The organism is Synechococcus sp. CCAP 1479/10, assembly GCF_019038515.1.
Taxonomy (GTDB): Bacteria; Cyanobacteriota; Cyanobacteriia; order PCC-6307; family Cyanobiaceae; genus Cyanobium.
In genome coordinates this window covers 35,337-50,992 of record NZ_JAFKRJ010000031.1, presented here as the reverse complement: position 1 = coordinate 50,992, position 15,656 = coordinate 35,337, and the positions used below count along the sequence as shown (strand labels likewise).

General features: G+C 73.4%; 16 protein-coding genes. 9 read left to right on the top strand and 7 right to left on the bottom strand.

What is annotated here, in order from left to right; translation table 11 throughout:
* Positions 1 to 11: 11 nt before the first annotated feature.
* Entirely contained in the window at positions 12 to 992 is a 981-nt protein-coding gene (locus KUG39_RS11805) for a class I SAM-dependent methyltransferase (protein WP_216915238.1), read from the top strand.
* Here KUG39_RS11805 and KUG39_RS11800 read toward each other — a convergent pair.
* Both KUG39_RS11800 and KUG39_RS11795 read right to left on the bottom strand, forming a co-directional pair.
* Entirely contained in the window at positions 989 to 1,981 is a 993-nt protein-coding gene (locus tag KUG39_RS11800) for a zinc-binding alcohol dehydrogenase family protein (protein WP_216915236.1), read from the bottom strand. The genes KUG39_RS11805 and KUG39_RS11800 overlap by 4 nt on opposite strands.
* Before the next feature lie 11 nt (positions 1,982 to 1,992).
* Positions 1,993 to 2,457: a hypothetical protein gene (locus KUG39_RS11795; protein WP_353617381.1), complete on the bottom strand. Its 465-nt coding sequence runs from the start codon at positions 2,455 to 2,457 to the stop codon at positions 1,993 to 1,995.
* A 58-nt stretch (positions 2,458 to 2,515) separates the two neighbouring features.
* On the opposite strand from KUG39_RS11795, the gene KUG39_RS11790 reads away from it, so the two are divergent.
* Positions 2,516 to 4,627 carry a bifunctional aldolase/short-chain dehydrogenase gene (locus KUG39_RS11790; RefSeq protein WP_216915234.1) on the top strand — a complete coding sequence of 704 codons (2,112 nt, stop codon included), beginning with the start codon at positions 2,516 to 2,518 and terminating at the stop codon, positions 4,625 to 4,627.
* 25 nt (positions 4,628 to 4,652) lie between these two features.
* Here the strand turns inward: KUG39_RS11790 and KUG39_RS11785 are convergent, their stop codons facing one another.
* Positions 4,653 to 6,077 (bottom strand): sodium/glutamate symporter, encoded by a 1,425-nt coding sequence (locus KUG39_RS11785; protein ID WP_094586763.1) that lies wholly within the window; start codon positions 6,075 to 6,077, stop codon positions 4,653 to 4,655.
* Complete coding sequence (locus tag KUG39_RS11780; protein WP_216915232.1) at positions 6,074 to 7,957, bottom strand: S9 family peptidase; 1,884 nt, start codon at positions 7,955 to 7,957, stop codon at positions 6,074 to 6,076. Before KUG39_RS11780 ends, KUG39_RS11785 begins: the two co-directional genes overlap by 4 nt.
* Positions 7,958 to 8,042: 85 nt before the next feature.
* Here KUG39_RS11780 and def point away from each other — a divergent pair, with 85 nt between their 5' ends.
* The 4 genes from def (at position 8,043) to rpsU (ending at position 10,036) form a co-directional block, all read left to right on the top strand.
* Positions 8,043 to 8,648 carry a peptide deformylase gene (def, locus tag KUG39_RS11775; protein WP_015109113.1) on the top strand — a complete coding sequence of 202 codons (606 nt, stop codon included), beginning with the start codon at positions 8,043 to 8,045 and terminating at the stop codon, positions 8,646 to 8,648.
* A gap of 4 nt (positions 8,649 to 8,652) precedes the next feature.
* Positions 8,653 to 8,850 carry a hypothetical protein gene (locus KUG39_RS11770; RefSeq protein ID WP_015109112.1) on the top strand — a complete coding sequence of 66 codons (198 nt, stop codon included), beginning with the start codon at positions 8,653 to 8,655 and terminating at the stop codon, positions 8,848 to 8,850.
* A gap of 111 nt (positions 8,851 to 8,961) precedes the next feature.
* Positions 8,962 to 9,804: a DUF3747 domain-containing protein gene (locus KUG39_RS11765; protein WP_216915230.1), complete on the top strand. Its 843-nt coding sequence runs from the start codon at positions 8,962 to 8,964 to the stop codon at positions 9,802 to 9,804.
* Between the two features lie 61 nt (positions 9,805 to 9,865).
* Positions 9,866 to 10,036, top strand: a complete 171-nt coding sequence (gene rpsU / locus KUG39_RS11760; RefSeq protein ID WP_006172073.1) for a 30S ribosomal protein S21 — start codon at positions 9,866 to 9,868, stop codon at positions 10,034 to 10,036.
* A gap of 331 nt (positions 10,037 to 10,367) precedes the next feature.
* On the opposite strand, the gene KUG39_RS11755 is transcribed toward rpsU, so the two are convergent.
* Complete coding sequence (locus KUG39_RS11755) at positions 10,368 to 11,906, bottom strand: YifB family Mg chelatase-like AAA ATPase (RefSeq protein WP_216915228.1); 1,539 nt, start codon at positions 11,904 to 11,906, stop codon at positions 10,368 to 10,370.
* Between the two features lie 56 nt (positions 11,907 to 11,962).
* Here KUG39_RS11755 and KUG39_RS11750 point away from each other — a divergent pair, with 56 nt between their 5' ends.
* The 3 genes from KUG39_RS11750 (at position 11,963) to KUG39_RS11740 (ending at position 14,622) form a co-directional block, all read left to right on the top strand.
* Positions 11,963 to 12,307 carry a histidine triad nucleotide-binding protein gene (locus tag KUG39_RS11750; RefSeq protein WP_190612205.1) on the top strand — a complete coding sequence of 115 codons (345 nt, stop codon included), beginning with the start codon at positions 11,963 to 11,965 and terminating at the stop codon, positions 12,305 to 12,307.
* A 70-nt stretch (positions 12,308 to 12,377) separates the two neighbouring features.
* Positions 12,378 to 14,399 (top strand): ABC transporter ATP-binding protein/permease, encoded by a 2,022-nt coding sequence (locus KUG39_RS11745; protein WP_216915226.1) that lies wholly within the window; start codon positions 12,378 to 12,380, stop codon positions 14,397 to 14,399.
* Positions 14,400 to 14,403: 4 nt separating this feature from the next.
* Complete coding sequence (locus KUG39_RS11740; RefSeq protein ID WP_216915224.1) at positions 14,404 to 14,622, top strand: CAB/ELIP/HLIP family chlorophyll-binding protein; 219 nt, start codon at positions 14,404 to 14,406, stop codon at positions 14,620 to 14,622.
* Here the strand turns inward: KUG39_RS11740 and KUG39_RS11735 are convergent, their stop codons facing one another.
* Both KUG39_RS11735 and KUG39_RS11730 read right to left on the bottom strand, forming a co-directional pair.
* Entirely contained in the window at positions 14,623 to 15,108 is a 486-nt protein-coding gene (locus KUG39_RS11735; RefSeq protein WP_216915222.1) for a TolB-like translocation protein, read from the bottom strand.
* Positions 15,109 to 15,128: 20 nt separating this feature from the next.
* The gene (locus KUG39_RS11730) at positions 15,129 to 15,650 is read right to left on the bottom strand and encodes a TolB family protein (RefSeq protein ID WP_094586640.1); all 522 of its coding nucleotides are present in this window, start codon (positions 15,648 to 15,650) and stop codon (positions 15,129 to 15,131) included.
* Positions 15,651 to 15,656 lie beyond the last annotated feature (6 nt).

Here is a 15,656-nt window from a genome sequence, read left to right as displayed (position 1 = left end):
CTTCGCCGTCCATGGCCCAGGCCCAGCCCGCCGCTCCGGCCCTGACCGCCGCCGCCCCGCCCCCCAACTGGGTGGCCTCGCGCCATCCCCTCGGCTGGCTGATCGACCGGCTGCTGGCGGTCGAGCCCCTGCGGCGGCTGCTGTTCCTGCAGGCCCGCCAGCTGATCATCCGCACCGCCGAGCGTCGCGGCATCGCCTGGCGGGCCCGGCGCGAGGAGCTGGTGCGCCAGGCCGAGCCGCTGCTGGCCAGCAGCACCGATGCGGCCACCGCCACGCCGGCCTACTACCGGGCCCGCTTCCACGCCTACCAGGAAGGCAACCTCTGCTGGCAGGCGGCCGGTGAGGCGGAGCAGGCCACCGATGCCATGGCCCTGCGGGTGTGGCCGGGGGAAACCCTGGAGCCCCAGGACGCCCAGCGGCGGTTGAGGGACGCGATCTTCGCCGCGATCGAGCCCAGCCTCACCGGCCCGGTGCGCAACGCCCTCGACATCGGCTGCTCGGTGGGCGTCGGCACCCTGGCCCTCAAGGACTGGCTGGAGCGGCGTGAGGGCACAGGCGTCGCCGTCGACGGCCTCGACCTCTCCCCCCAGATGCTGGCGGTGGCCAGGGTCCGCGACTCCGGGGGGCGTATCCGCCGCTGGCACCACGCCGCCGCCGAAGCCACCGGCCTGCCCGCGGCCAGCGTCGACCTGATCACCCTCCAGTTCGTGTGCCATGAGCTGCCCATGGAGGCCACCCGGGCGGTGCTGCGGGAGGCGGCCCGCCTCCTGCGGCCCGGCGGGGTGGTGGCCCTGGTGGATCAGGACCCGGATTCGGCCGTGATCCGCCGCCTGCCGGCGCCGATCGCCACCCTGCTCAAGAGCACCGAGCCCTACCTGGCCGACTACTTCAGCCTCGATCTGCCCAGGACCCTGGAGCAGGCCGGCTTCCGCGACGTGCGCCGCCAGGCCTGCGACCCCCGCCACCGGGTGCTGGTGGCCCGGCTGGCCTAGTCCCAGCCCACCAGGGCGATCTTGCCGATCGTGCGGCCGGAGGCGAGCTGGGCGTGGGCGATCCCCAGGTTGGCGGCGTTGATGGGGCTCAGGGTGCGGCCCAGGGTGGGGCGCAGTTCGCCCGCCTCGAACAGCGCGGCGAGCCAGTCGAGGATCTCCCCCTGCCGCCCCATGTCGGCGGTCTGGAACTGGGAGCGGCTGAACATGAACTCCCAGGCGAAGGTCACGCTCTTGGCCTTGAGCCGATTGAGGTCGAGGGGCTGGCGGTTGCCCACGATCGCCACGATCGACCCCAGCGGGGCGATGAGCTCGGCCATCACCTCCCAGTAGGCGTCGGTGTCGCTGAAGTTGGCGATCCGATCCACCGCCTCGTAGCCCAGGGCAGCCAGCTGGGGGGCCAGGGGTCGGTGGTGGTCGACGACGTGGTCGGCCCCCAGCTCCCTCACCCAGGCGGCACTCTGCGGCCGCGAGGCGCTGGCGATCACGACCGCCCCGGCCCGCCGGGCCAGCTGGATGGCGATCGAGCCCACCCCGCCGGCGCCGCCGAGGATTAGCAGGCTGCGGCCCCGCCCAGTGCCACCGGCTGGATCAAGGTCGAGCCGCTCGAACAGGGCCTCCCACGCCGTCAGCCCCGTCAGCGGCACGCTGGCCGCCTCGGCCCAGGAGAGCCGGGACGGTCTGCGGCCCACCAGCCGCTCGTCCACCAGCACGGCCTCGGCGTTGCAGCCGGCCCGTCCCGCATCGCCGGCGAACATCACCCCATCCCCCACCCGGAAGCGGCTCACCTGCTCCCCGGTCGCCGCCACCACCCCGGCGGCGTCCCAGCCCAGCTGCCGGGGGGGATCTCCTTCGCCCACGGCGGCCCGCAGCTTGGTGTCGATCGGGTTCACCGCCACCGCCTCGATCCGCACCAGCAGGTCGTGGGGGCCGGGGACGGGCTCCGGCAACTCGGTGTCCACCAGGGCCGGGGTGGCGTGAATCGCTCTCATGGCGGGCGGGGTCAGTAGCGGCAGTAGCCCACTTCTCCCTTCAGGGGCGGTTTGCAGGGGAAGCGCAGCGGCACGAAGATCCGGTTGCCGTTGGCGTCATTGGTGAGGGTGATGTTGCCCTGGACGAAGAGCTCCCGGCGCCAGAGTCCCCCCAGCCGATCGCGCAGCAGGTCGCTGCCGCTGGCGTCCTTGCCCTTGCCGGACACCGCCCGGTAGGTCATGGACTGGCCGTCCTTCCAGCGGATCTTCAGGCCGCCGGGGATCTGCTCATCGACGCAGGCCAGGGGCTTGTCGTTGTACTCGCAGTCCTTCCAGCCGTCGCGGGGGATCTGGGGGGGGATCGCCTGGGCTGAGGCGGGGGCCGCCACCCCGACCCCCACCGTCACCCCAATGGCCAGCATCAGGGGCAGCAAGGCGCCGCCGGCCCACGGCTTCAAGACCTCGCGGCGGCAGCGGCGGCGGCAGCGGATGGACACGGGCAGCCCCTGGAGGATCGCTCCCCGTAGTCTCCCCCCAGAGTCCCCGTTTCGCCCCATGGCCGTGCAACATCGCTGGTCGGATGCCGCCGCCCGCGAGGCGATCGCCCGCTACGGCGACCAGGGGGTGAACGAAGACCTGGCCCTGCGCACCTACTCGGCCCGGCTGCTGGGGGCCGACCCCGAGCTGGTGCTGCACGGCGGCGGCAACACCTCGGTCAAGACCACCGTGCACGGGCTGCTGGGCGAGCCGATCCGGGTGCTGTGCGTCAAGGGATCGGGCTGGGACCTGGGCACGATCGAGCCACCGGGCCATCCGGCGGTGCGGCTGGAGCCCCTGCAGGGCCTGCGGGTCCTGGAGTCCCTCAGCGATGAGGCGATGGTGGCGGCCCAGCGCCAGAACCTGATCGATCCGGCCGCCCCCAACCCCTCGGTGGAGGCGCTGCTGCACGCCTTCCTGCCCCACACCTTCGTCGACCACACCCACTCGATCGCCCTGCTGGCCCTGGCCGACCAGCCCGATGCGGCCGAGGTGTGCCGCGAGGTCTACGGCGATCGGGTGGCCCTGGTGCCCTACGTGATGCCCGGTTTCGCCCTGGCCAAGGCGGCGGCCCTTGCCTATGAGGCCGCGGCGGCCGGCGGCAGCGAACCGGAGGGCATGGTGCTGCTGCAGCACGGCCTGTTCTCCTTCGGGGCGACGGCCGAGCAGAGCTACGACCGGATGATCGACCTGGTGCGGCGGGCCGAGGAGCGCCTGGCCCGGGGCGAGCGCTCGCTGCACGCCGTGGCCGTGCCGGAGCGCCCCGCTGCCGCGGCGGCGGTGCTGCCGGTGCTGCGGGGCGCCCTGGGCCGGGCCGCCGTCGCCGCCGGCGTCCGTCCCCACTGGATCCTGGCGCTGCGCGACACCCCCCTGGCCCGCGCCATCAGCGACGACGCCCGACTGCCGGACTGGGCCGGCCGCGGCGTCGCCACCCCCGACCACGTGATCCGCACCAAGGCCCGGCCCCTGGTGCTGCCGCCCCTGCCGTCCGGTGGCGACGGCCCGGCCCTGGCCGCCTGGGGCCGCTCCCTTGAGCAGGCCCTGGAGGCCTACGCGGCCGAGTACCGCGCCTACTTCCAGCGCCAGAACGCCGCCGCCGGGGGCGTCAAGAAGCCGCTCGATCCCCTGCCGCGGGTGGCGGCGATCCCGGGCCTGGGGCTGGTGGGCATCGGCAAGTCGGCCGCCGAGGCGGCCACCGTGGCCGACATCGCCGAGGCCTGGGCCCAGACCCTGCTGGCGGCCGAGGCCATCGGCCGCTTCGCGCCCGTGGGCGAGGCCGACACCTTCGCCATGGAGTACTGGAGCCTGGAGCAGGCCAAGCTCGGCAAGGCGGCCGAGAAGCCCCTGGCCCGCCAGGTGGTGCTGGTCACCGGCGGCGCCGGCGCCATCGGTGCCGCCACCGCCCGGGCCTTCGCCGCCGCCGGCGCCGAGGTGGCCGTGCTCGATCTCGACCGGGAGGCGGCCGAAGCGGTGGCGGCCTCCTGCGGCAAGCGGGCCCTCGGTGCAGCCTGCGATGTCACCGACCCGGCGGCGGTGCAGGCCGCCGTCGCGGCGGTGGCGGCCCACTTCGGCGGGCTCGACATCGTGGTGAGCAATGCCGGTGCCGCCTGGACCGGTCCGATGGCCACCCTGGCCGACGCCGACCTGCGGGCCAGCTTCGAGCTCAACTTCTTCGCCCATCAGCACGTGGCCCAGGCGGCCCTGGCGGTGTTCCGCGCCCAGGACCTCCCCGAGGGCGGCGGCCGCCCGGTGCTGGGGGGCCAGCTGCTGTTCAACGTCAGCAAGCAGGCCCTCAACCCCGGCCCCAACTTCGGCGCCTACGGCATCAGCAAGGCGGCCCTGCTGGCCCTGGTGCGCCAGTACGCCCTCGAGGAAGGGGAGGCCGCCGTGCGGGTGAACGCCATCAACGCCGACCGCATTCGCTCCGGCCTGCTCGACGACACGATGATCAAGGAGCGCTCCGCCGCCCGCGGCCTCAGCGAGGAGCTCTACATGGCCGGCAACCTGCTGGGGGCCGAGGTGCGCGCCAGCGATGTGGCCGACGCCTTTGTGGCCCTGGCCCGCATGGAGCGCACCACCGGCGCCGTGCTCACCGTCGATGGCGGCAACGTGGCGGCGATGGTCAGGTGAGCGCGCCTATCGGCGCGACGGTTCGCTAGGCGGCCGCCCGGGCGCGCGCCGCCAGCCACAGGCCCAGCCCGCTCCAGAGCACCACCAGGCCGAGGCAGAGGCCGGTCCAGGCCGGCAGGCCCCAGCCATCCACCACCAGCGGCGCCACCACGGTGATCACGCCCCCGGCCAGCAGGGGCTGCAGCAGCAGCTGCTTGATTGAGAACGCCGTCACCGCCTGGCTGCGGTCGCCCGGGTCGGCCATGCGCAGCAGCAGCAGGCCGCTGGCGGCCACCCCGGTGGCCTGGCCGAATTCGATGATCGCCCGCTCGAACCAGTCGCTCGGCAGGATCCGCGGTGCCAGCAGCAGGATCACCCCCAGGTTCCAGAGCAGGCCCACCACCGCCAGCACCGTCAGGGGAATCCAGTCGTGGGCCAGCAGGCTCAGGTCCAGGCAGGCGGTGGCGGCGGTGATCAGCAGATCGGCCGAAAGGGTGCCGGTCCGCCCCTGGATGGCTGTGGAGACCCACTGGGTCTGGCCGCTCTTCTCCAGGATCAGGCGCACCAGCAGGGAGCCCACCAGGGCCAGGGGGAACACGGGCAGGGCATCGATCACCAGGGCGAAGACCCCGCCGCTGGCGTCGGCAACGAACCGCAGGGCCGCCAGCGCCCCGCAGCCGAACAGCACCGCCACCCCCGCCAGGCCCAGGTTCACGGCCCAGTCGGCCAGCTGCCGCCACAGGGCCGGCACCTCCACGGTGCCCGCCTCCAGGGGCAGATCCATGGGCACCTCCTGCAGCGGCGGGGTCTCCCCTTCGACGATCGCCATCGCTTCCTCGATCGGTAGCGCGTCGGGGAACATCAGCCAGCCCCGGGCCCGGGCCAGCACCACCAGCAGGCCGCCCACCACCGTGGACACCAGCAGCCCGACGGTGGCCATGGCCAGCCCTAGGGCCTGGGCCCCCTCCAGCCCCAGCCGCTCATAGGTGGGCCCCATGGCGGCGGCCGAGCCGTGGCCACCCTCATAGGCCACCTCGATCAGGCAGGCCATCACCGGGCTCACCCCCAGCCAGGGCTGCAGCACCAGCAGCACCGCCAGCCCCGCCACCAGGAACTGGCCGAAGGCCAGGGTCAGGGCCAGCAGCACCTGGGCCGAGAGCGGGCGCCACAGGCCCCCCAGCTTCGGCAGCGGCTTGCCCAGCAGCAGGGTGGCGAACACCAGGGTCAGCAGGGGCAGGGGCAGCTGGTCCCAGAGGTCGATCACCCGCTGGGGCAGCAGGGGCAGCAGCCCGGCCGGGGCCACCACCAGCCCCAGGCCGCCCGCCAGCAGGGCCTCCGGCAGTCCCCAGCGCTTCATGCCCAGCAGCCCGCCGATGCCCGCGCCGATCAGCAGCAGCACGGTGAGGGCGGCCAGGGCCAGCGCCAGCCACTCCACCCGATCCACCACCCCCGGCACCAGCGATGCGATCACAGGTGGAACTGGCGGCGGAAGAAGGCTTCGCTGGCCTCGAGCACCGCGGTGCGCACACCGCGCTCACGGAAGCCGTGGCCCTCCCCGGGAATCAGGTGCAGTTCCGTCTCCAGTCCGCGTCGTTGCAGGGCATCCACCATCCGCTCACTCTGACTGGCCGGCACCACCCGGTCGTCGAGGCCATGGAAGAACACCACCGGCGCCGTGATCCGCTCCGCATGCCCCAGCGGCGAGCGCTCCTCGTAGAGGGCCCGGGCCCCGGGCCAGGGGCCGATCAGGGTCTCGGTGTAGCGGGCTTCGAAGCGATGCTCCACGGCCAGCAGGGCCTGCGGATCGGTCACCGGGTAGCGGACGGCGCCCGCCGTGAACACGTCGGTGAAGCACAGGGCCGCCAGCACCGTGAAGCCCCCGGCACTGCCGCCCTCGAAGGCCACTCGGGCAGGGTCGGCCCGGCCAGCCGCCACCACGGCCCTGGCGGCGGCGGCGCAGTCGGCCACGTCCACCACGCCCCACTGGCCGTCGAGCCGCTCGCGGTAGGCCCGCCCGAAGCCGGTTGAGCCGCCGTAGTTGACGTCCACCACGCCCCAGCCGCGGCTGGTCCAGAACTGGATGGTCAGGTTGAGCCCCGTGCCGGCCATGGCGGTGGGGCCGCTGTGGCCCTTCACCAGCAGGGGGGCATCGGCCCGGCTGCCGCCCCGGGGCGGGTAGTACCAGGCCTGGGTGGGCGCCCCGCCGTGGCCATCGAACCAGAGGGGTTCGGGGAGGCTGATCGCCCCGGCCGCCAGCGGCGCCGGGGCGGCCGGCGTGTGCACCCAGGTGCCGCTGGCCGTGTCCAGCTCCAGCAGTCCCGGGCCGATGGCGGGGGCGGCGGCCACCGCCACCAGTCGGCCCGCTTCGGCGCCCAGGGCCGCCAGGTCGCTGAAGGGCAGGGGGATCGGCTCCCAGGGGCCGCCGTCGAGGCCCAGCCGGCCCAGTTCCCAGCGCCCCTGGCGGCAGACCGCCGCCAGCAGCCGCGTGCCGTCCCAGGCCGTGGTGCGCAGGCCATAGACCCACTGCGGCGTGCCGAATTCCGCTTCCATGGGACACAGCGGCTGCCAGCGGGGCGGGGTGTCCGGCCCCAGGGCGGCCACGTCCGCCAGCTGTTCCAGGTTCCACCAGCCGCTGCGGTCGTTGGCCACCACCAGGGAGCCGTCGTCGAGCCAGAGGGGCTGGAACACCGAAATCCCCTGGGGATCCCCGGCCGCCGAGCCGGCGATGGGCCGGGCCTGGCCCAGCTGCCCGGCCGCATCGATGGCCGCGAGCCAGAGCTGGCTGCGCTCCCAGGGCATGAACGGCTGCTCCCAGCTCACCCAGGCCAGGTGGCCGCCGTCCGGCGCCAGCACCGCGTAGCCGCAGAAGTCGGCCGGCTGGTGCAGCAGCTCCGGTTCACCGCCCGCCAGGGGCACGGCCACCAGCCGGTCGAGGCCGTCCTGCTCCATCACGCCGATCCAGCGCCGGTGCCGCCGGTCGATCAGGCCATCGGCGAAGGCCCGCGGCCGCTCCGGGTCGGGCGGGGCGGTGAGCCGCCGGGGTGCGCCTGCGGCCGTCGTTGATTTGGGGCCGGCCAGGTCGAGCCGCCAGAGGCAGCGGTCGCCGTCGTCGACGAACACGACCTGATCGCCTGCCACCGCATAGGCGCCGCCACCGTATTCATGCACCCGGGTGCGCAGGTTCCAGGTCCCCGGGGTCAGGTCCACGGCCGCGTCGCCGGCCCCGCCTCGCCCCATCAGGGTGGTGCGGCCCCGCTCCTCGGGTCGCTGCTCCAGCCAGAACAGGCGCCCCCCCTCCAGCCGCGGTTCGGCGACACCGGCCGTCCGGCCGACCGCCAGCTCGGCGGGCAAGGGCCCCGTGTCCCGCCATGGCTGCGCCCCCACCGAGTCCTCCGCAGGCTGCTTCTAGAATCCAGCCATCGTTTCAGGTGACGACTTGGCCCGCAGCTTCGCCCAGATGGCACGGTCGGCCGAACAGGGCGGCAACTCCGTGCTGGTGCCGAAGGTGCCGGTGGAGCGGCCACCGCTGGAGATTCACAAGCTGGGCTCGAAGGAGCTGCGGGCCCCGGCCCGGCGGATCAGCAAGGTGGATGCCTCGATCCGGGATCTGGCCCGCGACATGCTGCGCAGCATGTACACCGCCAAGGGCATCGGCCTGGCGGCGCCGCAGGTGGGCGTGCATCGCCAGCTGCTCGTGATCGACCTGGATCTGGAGGAGGCCGCCACCCCGCCACTGGTGCTGATCAACCCGGAGATCACCGCCGCCGGGGCCTCCTTCAACACCTACGAGGAGGGCTGCCTCAGCATCCCCGGGGTCTACCTCGATGTGGTGCGTCCGTCGGTGGTGGAGGTGAGCTTCCGCGACGAGACGGGCCGCCCCCGCCGCCTCAAGGCCGACGGCCTGCTGGCCCGCTGCATCCAGCACGAGATGGACCATCTCAACGGCGTGCTGTTCGTCGATCGGGTCACCGACGAGCTCAGCCTCAACGAGGGCCTGCAGCAGCAGGGCTTCCGCCGCTCCGACGTCCAGTCGATCCGCTGATCCCATGCCGATGAAACCCCTGGCCGGCCTCTTCCTCGGCCTGGCCTGCCTGCTCGGCATCGCCGCCACCGGCTCGATCTTCGAGCTCTCCTACGGCGACCCTGATCTGGGCGTCCAGGCCACCCGCTGGATCCTGGCGGGCAGCCTGCCGGGCACGGTGCTGGCCCTGCTGGTGGCGATCCGGATCAACAAGCCCGCCTGAGCACGCTGCGGTCCCGCTGCGACCCCCCGGCCGGCCCGACAACCGGCCGGCCGATTGGGACACATGGGCTGGTTTCCGGTGGTTGCCGTTCATACGATTCAGGCCGCTTCGATGAACGTCGTGACCCTCCCCGTGCTTCCCCGCGCAGGCCTGGCGGCCTTGACGGCGCTGGCGACCACCCTGGCCACCGCGGGCCCCGCTCCGGTCCGCGCTTCCGCCCTGTTCGCCGCCGCCGAGGTGGACCAGCAGAACTTCCTGATGGTGGCGGCCCCCATCGGCTCCCGGGGCGAGAAGGCCCAGCTCAACATCTACGAGCAGCTCAAGCCGGTGCGCCCCTGCTTCGAGGTGGGCGCGGGCCTGCCGTCCCCGGTGAACCCCCTGCTGGCCACCTTCGACTTCACCGGCATCTGCAACCGCTACATCGACGCCAACGGCTACTCGGTGCGGGTGGGCGGCCAGGACCTGGCCACCTCCTACCGGCTGATGGTCACCCGCAGCGGCGGCGACATGCTGCTGCTGGCCTTCCCCACCAAGGCCGGGGCCGGCCCTGAGATGGTGGTGGCCCGCACCCGGGGCAGTGCGCCCGGCTTCCTCAAGCTCCACCTGGAGCCCGGCTGGCGGCTGATGCGGCGCCAGTTCGGCGGCCGCAACCTCGGCCACCTGTACGTCTATGCCGACAGCTGGCCGGGAACGGCGGCCACCGCCACCCAGCCCGCCACGAGCACTCCCGCCCTGCCGGCCCAGCCCGCCGCCGCCACGGGCACGCCGGCGCCTGCCGCCGCCGCCCCGACCAGCCGGCCTGCCGCGTCAGTCCCCAGCACCAAGCCCGCCGCCGCCGGGCGCCGGGTGATTCCCTCGACCCGCCCCACGGCCGTCGCCCCCGCGACGGAGCCGGCTCCCGCTGCCGCCCAGCAGCCCGTGGCTCCGCCGGCCATCCCCGCCACCAAGCTCTGAGGCGGGGGCCCGAAGCCCCGCTTGCTAGGGTGCAACGCTGCGAACGTCTCAGCAGTACTTCATGACCCAGGTCACCGTCGGCGAAAACGAAGGCATCGAATCGGCTCTGCGCCGCTTCAAGCGCCAGGTGTCCAAGGCGGGCATCTTTGCCGATCTGAAGCGGCTGCGCCACCACGAAACCCCCACCGAGAAGTACAAGCGCAAGGCCCAGCAGCGCCGCCGTCGCCGCTGAGCCTGGCCTTGCTGGGGGCACCGTTTCAGGTGCTTGTACCTGTTGCCCTGACCTCCGCCCGCCTCCAGGCTGGAGGGGCCATCGCAGCAGGGTCCATGGGCCATCCGGTCGCCTCCACCGCAGGCCACGCAAGGTCTGCCTCAACGCTTGAGCGTTTCGGCCACTGGTTGGCCGAAACCATCAACCACGCCTGGGGAAACCCCGGTGAGGAAGCCCAGCACCGGCCCCCCCTGATCGGGGTGCAGCCCTACAGCGACAGCCCCCAGCGACGCCGGCGCCGCTGAGGGCCCTTTCGTTACGGCCGAGCCACTCACTCCGTTGATCCGGCCCCTCAGTCAATCCGGTCGAAGGAGCGGTAGCTGAGGGCCTCGGCGATGGCGCCGCTGGCCACCTGCTCCTCGCCGGCCAGATCGGCGATCGTGCGGGCCACCCGCAGCACCCGCTCCGCCCCCCTGGCGGAGAGGCGACGCTGGTTGATGGCGCGCTCCCACAGCGCCAGGGCCTCCGGCGCCGGATCCACCACGGCGGCCAGGGAGGGCCCATCCAGCTGGCCGTTGGCCGCCCCCTGCGGGTTGCGCTCGCCCATCCGCCGGCGCGCCGCCGCCACCCGTTGCGCCACCACAGCACTGGCTTCGCCGCCAGGGGCCCCCTGCTGCGGGGCCTCCCGGTAGGCCCCGCCCAGGTCCCGGGCCTCCGGGCGGCGCATCACCACCTGCAGGTCGATCCGGTCGAGCAGGGGCCCGGAGAGGCGCCCCCAGTGACGGCGCCGCTGGGCCTCACCGCAGCGGCAGCTCTGGCTGGGGTCGCCGTACCAGCCGCAGGGGCAGGGGTTGGTGGCCGCCACCAGCAGCACGCGGCTGGGGAAGCGGCAGCGCTGCCGGGCGCGGCTGATCCACAGCTCGCCCTCCTCCAGGGGCTGGCGCAGCTGGTCGAGCACCTCCCGGCGGAACTCCGCCAGCTCGTCGAGGAACAGGACGCCGTGGTGGGCCAGGCTCAGCTCCCCCGGCCGGGGCACGGCGCCGCCACCGATCAGGGCGGCGGCGGAGCAGCCGTGGTGGGGGCTGCGGAAGGGGCGCTGGCGCCGCAGGCCGGCCCCCTCCCCCAGCAGCCCGGCCAGGGAGTGGAGCTGGGTGACCTCCAGGGCCTCCTGGTGCGCCAGCGGGGGCAGCAGCGTCGGCAGCCGCCGGGCCAGCATCGTCTTGCCGCTGCCGGGCGCCCCCACCAGGAGCAGGTGGTGGCCGCCGGCGGCGGCGATCTCCAGGGCCCGCCGGCCGTGGGCCTGGCCCCGCACCTCGGCCAGATCGGGAGCGGTCAGCGGCGGCTCCGGTGGCACCGCCGCCGCGGGCGCCGCCGCGGAGCCAGGATCCCGCAGCAGGGCCACCACCTCCCCCAGATGGTCGGCCCCCCAGACGGGCAGCCCCTCCACCAGGGCCGCCTCGGTGGCGTTGGCCGCCGGCACCACCAGGGCCCGGGCCCCGTGTCGCCGCGCCGCCAGGGCCAGGGCCAGCACCCCCCGGATCGGCCGCAGCCGGCCGTCGAGGCCGAGCTCCCCCGCACTCCAGATCCCCTCCACCTGGGCGGCGGCCAGCTGCTGGCTGGCCACCAGCAGCCCCAGGGCGATGGGCAGATCGAAGCCGGGGCCCGCCTTGGGCAGGTCGGCGGGGGCCAGGTTCACCACCACCCGGGTGAGGGGCACCCGCAGGCCGCCGTTGCGCAGGGCCCCCCGCACCCGCTCCCGCGACTCCTGGGCCGCCGCATCCGCCAGGCCGACCACCCGCAGCCCCGGCAGCCCCGGGGCGATGTCCACCTCCACCGTCACCGGCAGGGCCTCCACGCCCCGCAGGGCCCCGCTGCTGCACCGTGCCAACATCCCTTCGGAGCCCACTGCCCGTTCAGTGCCACCTCCCGACCACTTCGCGGCGTCCCATGGCCAGCAGCGACACCATCTTCGGCCGCATCCTGCGCGGCGAGATTCCCTGCCAGGAGGTCTACGCCGACGACCTCTGCCTCGCCTTCCGGGATGTGAACCCCCAGGCGCCGGTGCACGTGCTGGTGATTCCCCGCGAGCCGATCGCCCAGCTCGGCGAGGCCACCCCCGAGCACCAGGCCCTGCTGGGCCACCTGCTGCTGGTGGCGGCCAAGGTGGCCCGGCTGGAGGGGCTCGAGAGCTGGCGCACGGTGATCAACAGCGGCGCCGAGGCCGGCCAGACCGTGTTCCACCTGCACCTGCATGTGATCGGCGGCCGCCCGCTGGCCTGGCCGCCGGGCTGATGGCCGGGCGCACACCGCCGCCCCCGCCTGGTCGGGCCGGCGGTGAGAATGGCGCGATCCGCCCACGCCCATGTCCCCCCTGAAGGCCCTTCGCGAGCAGCTGGGCAAGCTGCAGCGCCTGGCCCAGCCCTACTTCCTGCCCCTCGATGAAGGCGGCGGCGGCAGCGGCCAGTTCCTGCTCCTGGTGGTGGCCCTGCTGGCGGTGGTGGTGGGCTTCACCCTGCTGCTGCTCACCGGGGTGGTGGCCGCGGCCGGGGCCTGGATCCCCGAGCTGCGCAACCGCTTCCTGCCCGGGGTGCCCGAGCAGGTGGCGGCGGTGTGGAGCGGGCCGATCGGCATCGTGATCATGGTGCTGTTCGCCGCCGGCCTGGGCGCCTTCATCAGCCTGCGGGCCAAGCTGCGCCAGGGGCGCTGGCTGCCCTGGCTGCTGCTCGGGATCATCGCCCTGCTGATCCTGGTGATCAACGGCATCAACGTCGGCATCAGCTTCATCGCCCGGAACATCGAGAACGCCCTGGTGGCGTACAAGGCTGAGGAGTTCTGGAAGATCGTCGCGATCTACGCCTTCTGCCTGGTGCTGGCGCTGCCGATCCGCGCCATCCAGAGCTACCTGATTCCCAAGCTGGGCCTGCTGTGGCGGGAGTGGCTCAGCGGCCGCATGCTGGGCCGCTACCTCACCAACCGGGCCTACTACGTTCTCAACCCCAACGATGAAAGCGTTGAGGAGATCGACAACCCGGACCAGCGGATCTCCCAGGATGCGGCCAGTTTCACCGCCACCAGCCTGAGCGTGACGGTGGAGATCATCTCCGCCCTGCTCACCTTCTTCAGCTTCATCATCGTTCTCTGGAGCATCAACCAGACCCTGGCCCTGTGGCTGCTGGCCTATTCGGTGGGCGGCACGGCCCTGATCGTGTTTGCCAGCCGCAAGCTGGTGAATCTGAACTATCAGCAGCTGAAGCTGGAGGCCGATTTCCGCTACGGCCTGGTCCACATCCGCGACAACGCCGAATCGATCGCCTTCTACCGGGGCGAACGCCAGGAGCAGAAGGAGGGGGAACGACGGCTGGACGGGGTGATCGTCAACTACAACCGCCTGATCATCTGGGAGGCGTTGATCAGCGTCATCCAGCGCTCCTACGACTACTTCTCCCGCTTCCTCCCCTGGCTGGTGATCGCGCCGATCTACTTCGCCAAGGAGGTTGATTTCGGCGTCTTCGGCCAGGCCAGCATCGCCTTCTCCCAGGTGCTGTTCTCCGTCAGCTACATCGTCAACAACATCGACCGGCTGGCCGCCTTCTCCGCCTCCATCAGCCGTCTCGAGGGCTTCCAGGGCAAGGTGGAGTCGATCAGTGCCGAGATGGCCGAGTTCGTCGCCGCCGAGCAGGCCTCCGCCGGTGGCGCCATGGGGGCCGGGGCCGGCGCCGTGCGTCCCGAATCGATCCTGGTGAGCCATGTGGATCTGGTGCCGCCCCGCACCAACCGCCTGCTGGTGCAGGACCTCAACCTGGAGGTGACCGCCAACCAGCGGCTGCTGGTGGTGGGCCCGTCGGGCTGCGGCAAGACCTCCTTCCTGCGGCTGGTGAGCGGCCTGTGGCCGCCCGCCGCCGGCAACGTGCAGCGGCCGCCGGTGGGGGAGCTGATGTTCATCCCCCAGAAGCCCTACATGCTGCTGGGCAGCCTGCGGGAGCAGCTCTGCTATCCCCAGCCCACCGACCGCTTCAGCGACGAGCAGCTGCGCCACGTGCTCGAGGAGGTGCGCCTGCCCGAGCTGGTGCACCGCTATCCCGACCTGGACATCAAGCAGGACTGGCCCCGCCTGCTCTCCCTCGGCGAGCAGCAACGCCTGGCCTTCGCCCGCCTGCTGCTCAACTCGCCCCGGTTCGTGGTGCTCGATGAGGCCACCAGCGCCCTCGACGTGGCCACCGAGAAGGCGCTCTACGAACTGCTGGTGGAGCGGGAGATGGCCTTCGTGAGCGTGGGCCACCGCCCCACCCTCACCGCCTACCACGACACCGTGCTGGAGCTCGATGGCAACGCCGGCTGGCGCCTGCTTCCGGCGGCCGGCTATACCTTTGGCCGCGAGGACTGATCCGATGAGCGACCCTTCCGCCACCCCATCAGCCGAGGCCCCCCCGGCCGCCGAAGTCCCGCCTGCCACGAGTGCCACCACCTCGGAGGTGCCGGCCTTCGGCTGGAGCGGCTACGCCGAGCGGGTCAACGGCCGTTTCGCCATGCTCGGCTTCGTCGCCGTGCTGCTGATCGAGGCCCTCAGCCACGACACCTTCCTGCACTGGGCGGGCCTGGTGCCCTGATCAGGGCACGGCGATCAGATCCACCTGCCACTGGCCCTGGCGGCTCACCTCCACCGCCAGCTCGCGGCCGTCGGCCCGCAGGGACACCCGCCGGGGCACGCCGGGGGGCTGGAGCGGCACCGGCTGCAGGGCCATCAGGTTGCGGCGGTAGAGCACCAGCTCGGTGCGCCCCTCCAGCTGGCGCACCAGGGCCAGCCGCTCACCGCGACCATCCACCGCCACGCTCAGGGGCTGGGCGTCGGGGCGCTCCAGGCCCGGCAGGGGCACCGGCTGCTGGCGCTGCAGGTCCACCAGCTCCACCCGGTCGCGGCCGCCCCTGCTGACGATCAGGGCCAGCCAGTCGCCGGCGAGGGAGGGGGCCCGGGCGGGGCCGGCCGCCTCGAGGCGCTGGTTCAGCCCCAGCAGGGGCTGGGGGAGGGGGACCATGCAGCCCGCCAGCACAGCCGGCAAGGCCGCCACGATTGCCACCGCTGCCGTCGTCCTCATCCGCCTGCTGGCCCCCGCCGTCATGGGGCCTCACCAGGGGTGCCCCGCACGGGCAGACCGGCGGGCAGGTCCGGCTCCAGCAGGGCGGTGAGGTCGTACAGCTGCACCCGGGCGCGACCGTCCCCCTCGGTGGCGATGGCAATGCGCCGGCCGTCGGCGGCCAGGCTGAGGCTGTCGGGCGCCAGGCTGCCCGGCAGCGGCAGACGGTGCAGCCGTCCGGTGGCCCGATCCTCGATGACCACCCGCCGTTGGGGGCCCTCCTGCACCAGCAGGGCCAGATAGCGGCCGTTCCAGCTCAGGGACGGGGAGCGGTGGGGCTGCAGCCGCTGCAGGTGGCGCAGGGGCAGCACCGTGCCGGAGGGTTGCTCCTGCAGCAGCACCGTGTCACGGCCGTCCCGGCGCACCACGCTGGCCAGCACACGGCCGTTGCCGCTCAGGGCCGGATCCTGGCGGTCAGCACTGCCCCAGCCCACCGGACCGGCGCTGCGGCGGCCCCAGCTCCAGCTGCCGCAGCCGGAGAGCAGCAGGGCCAGGAGCGCCACCGCCAG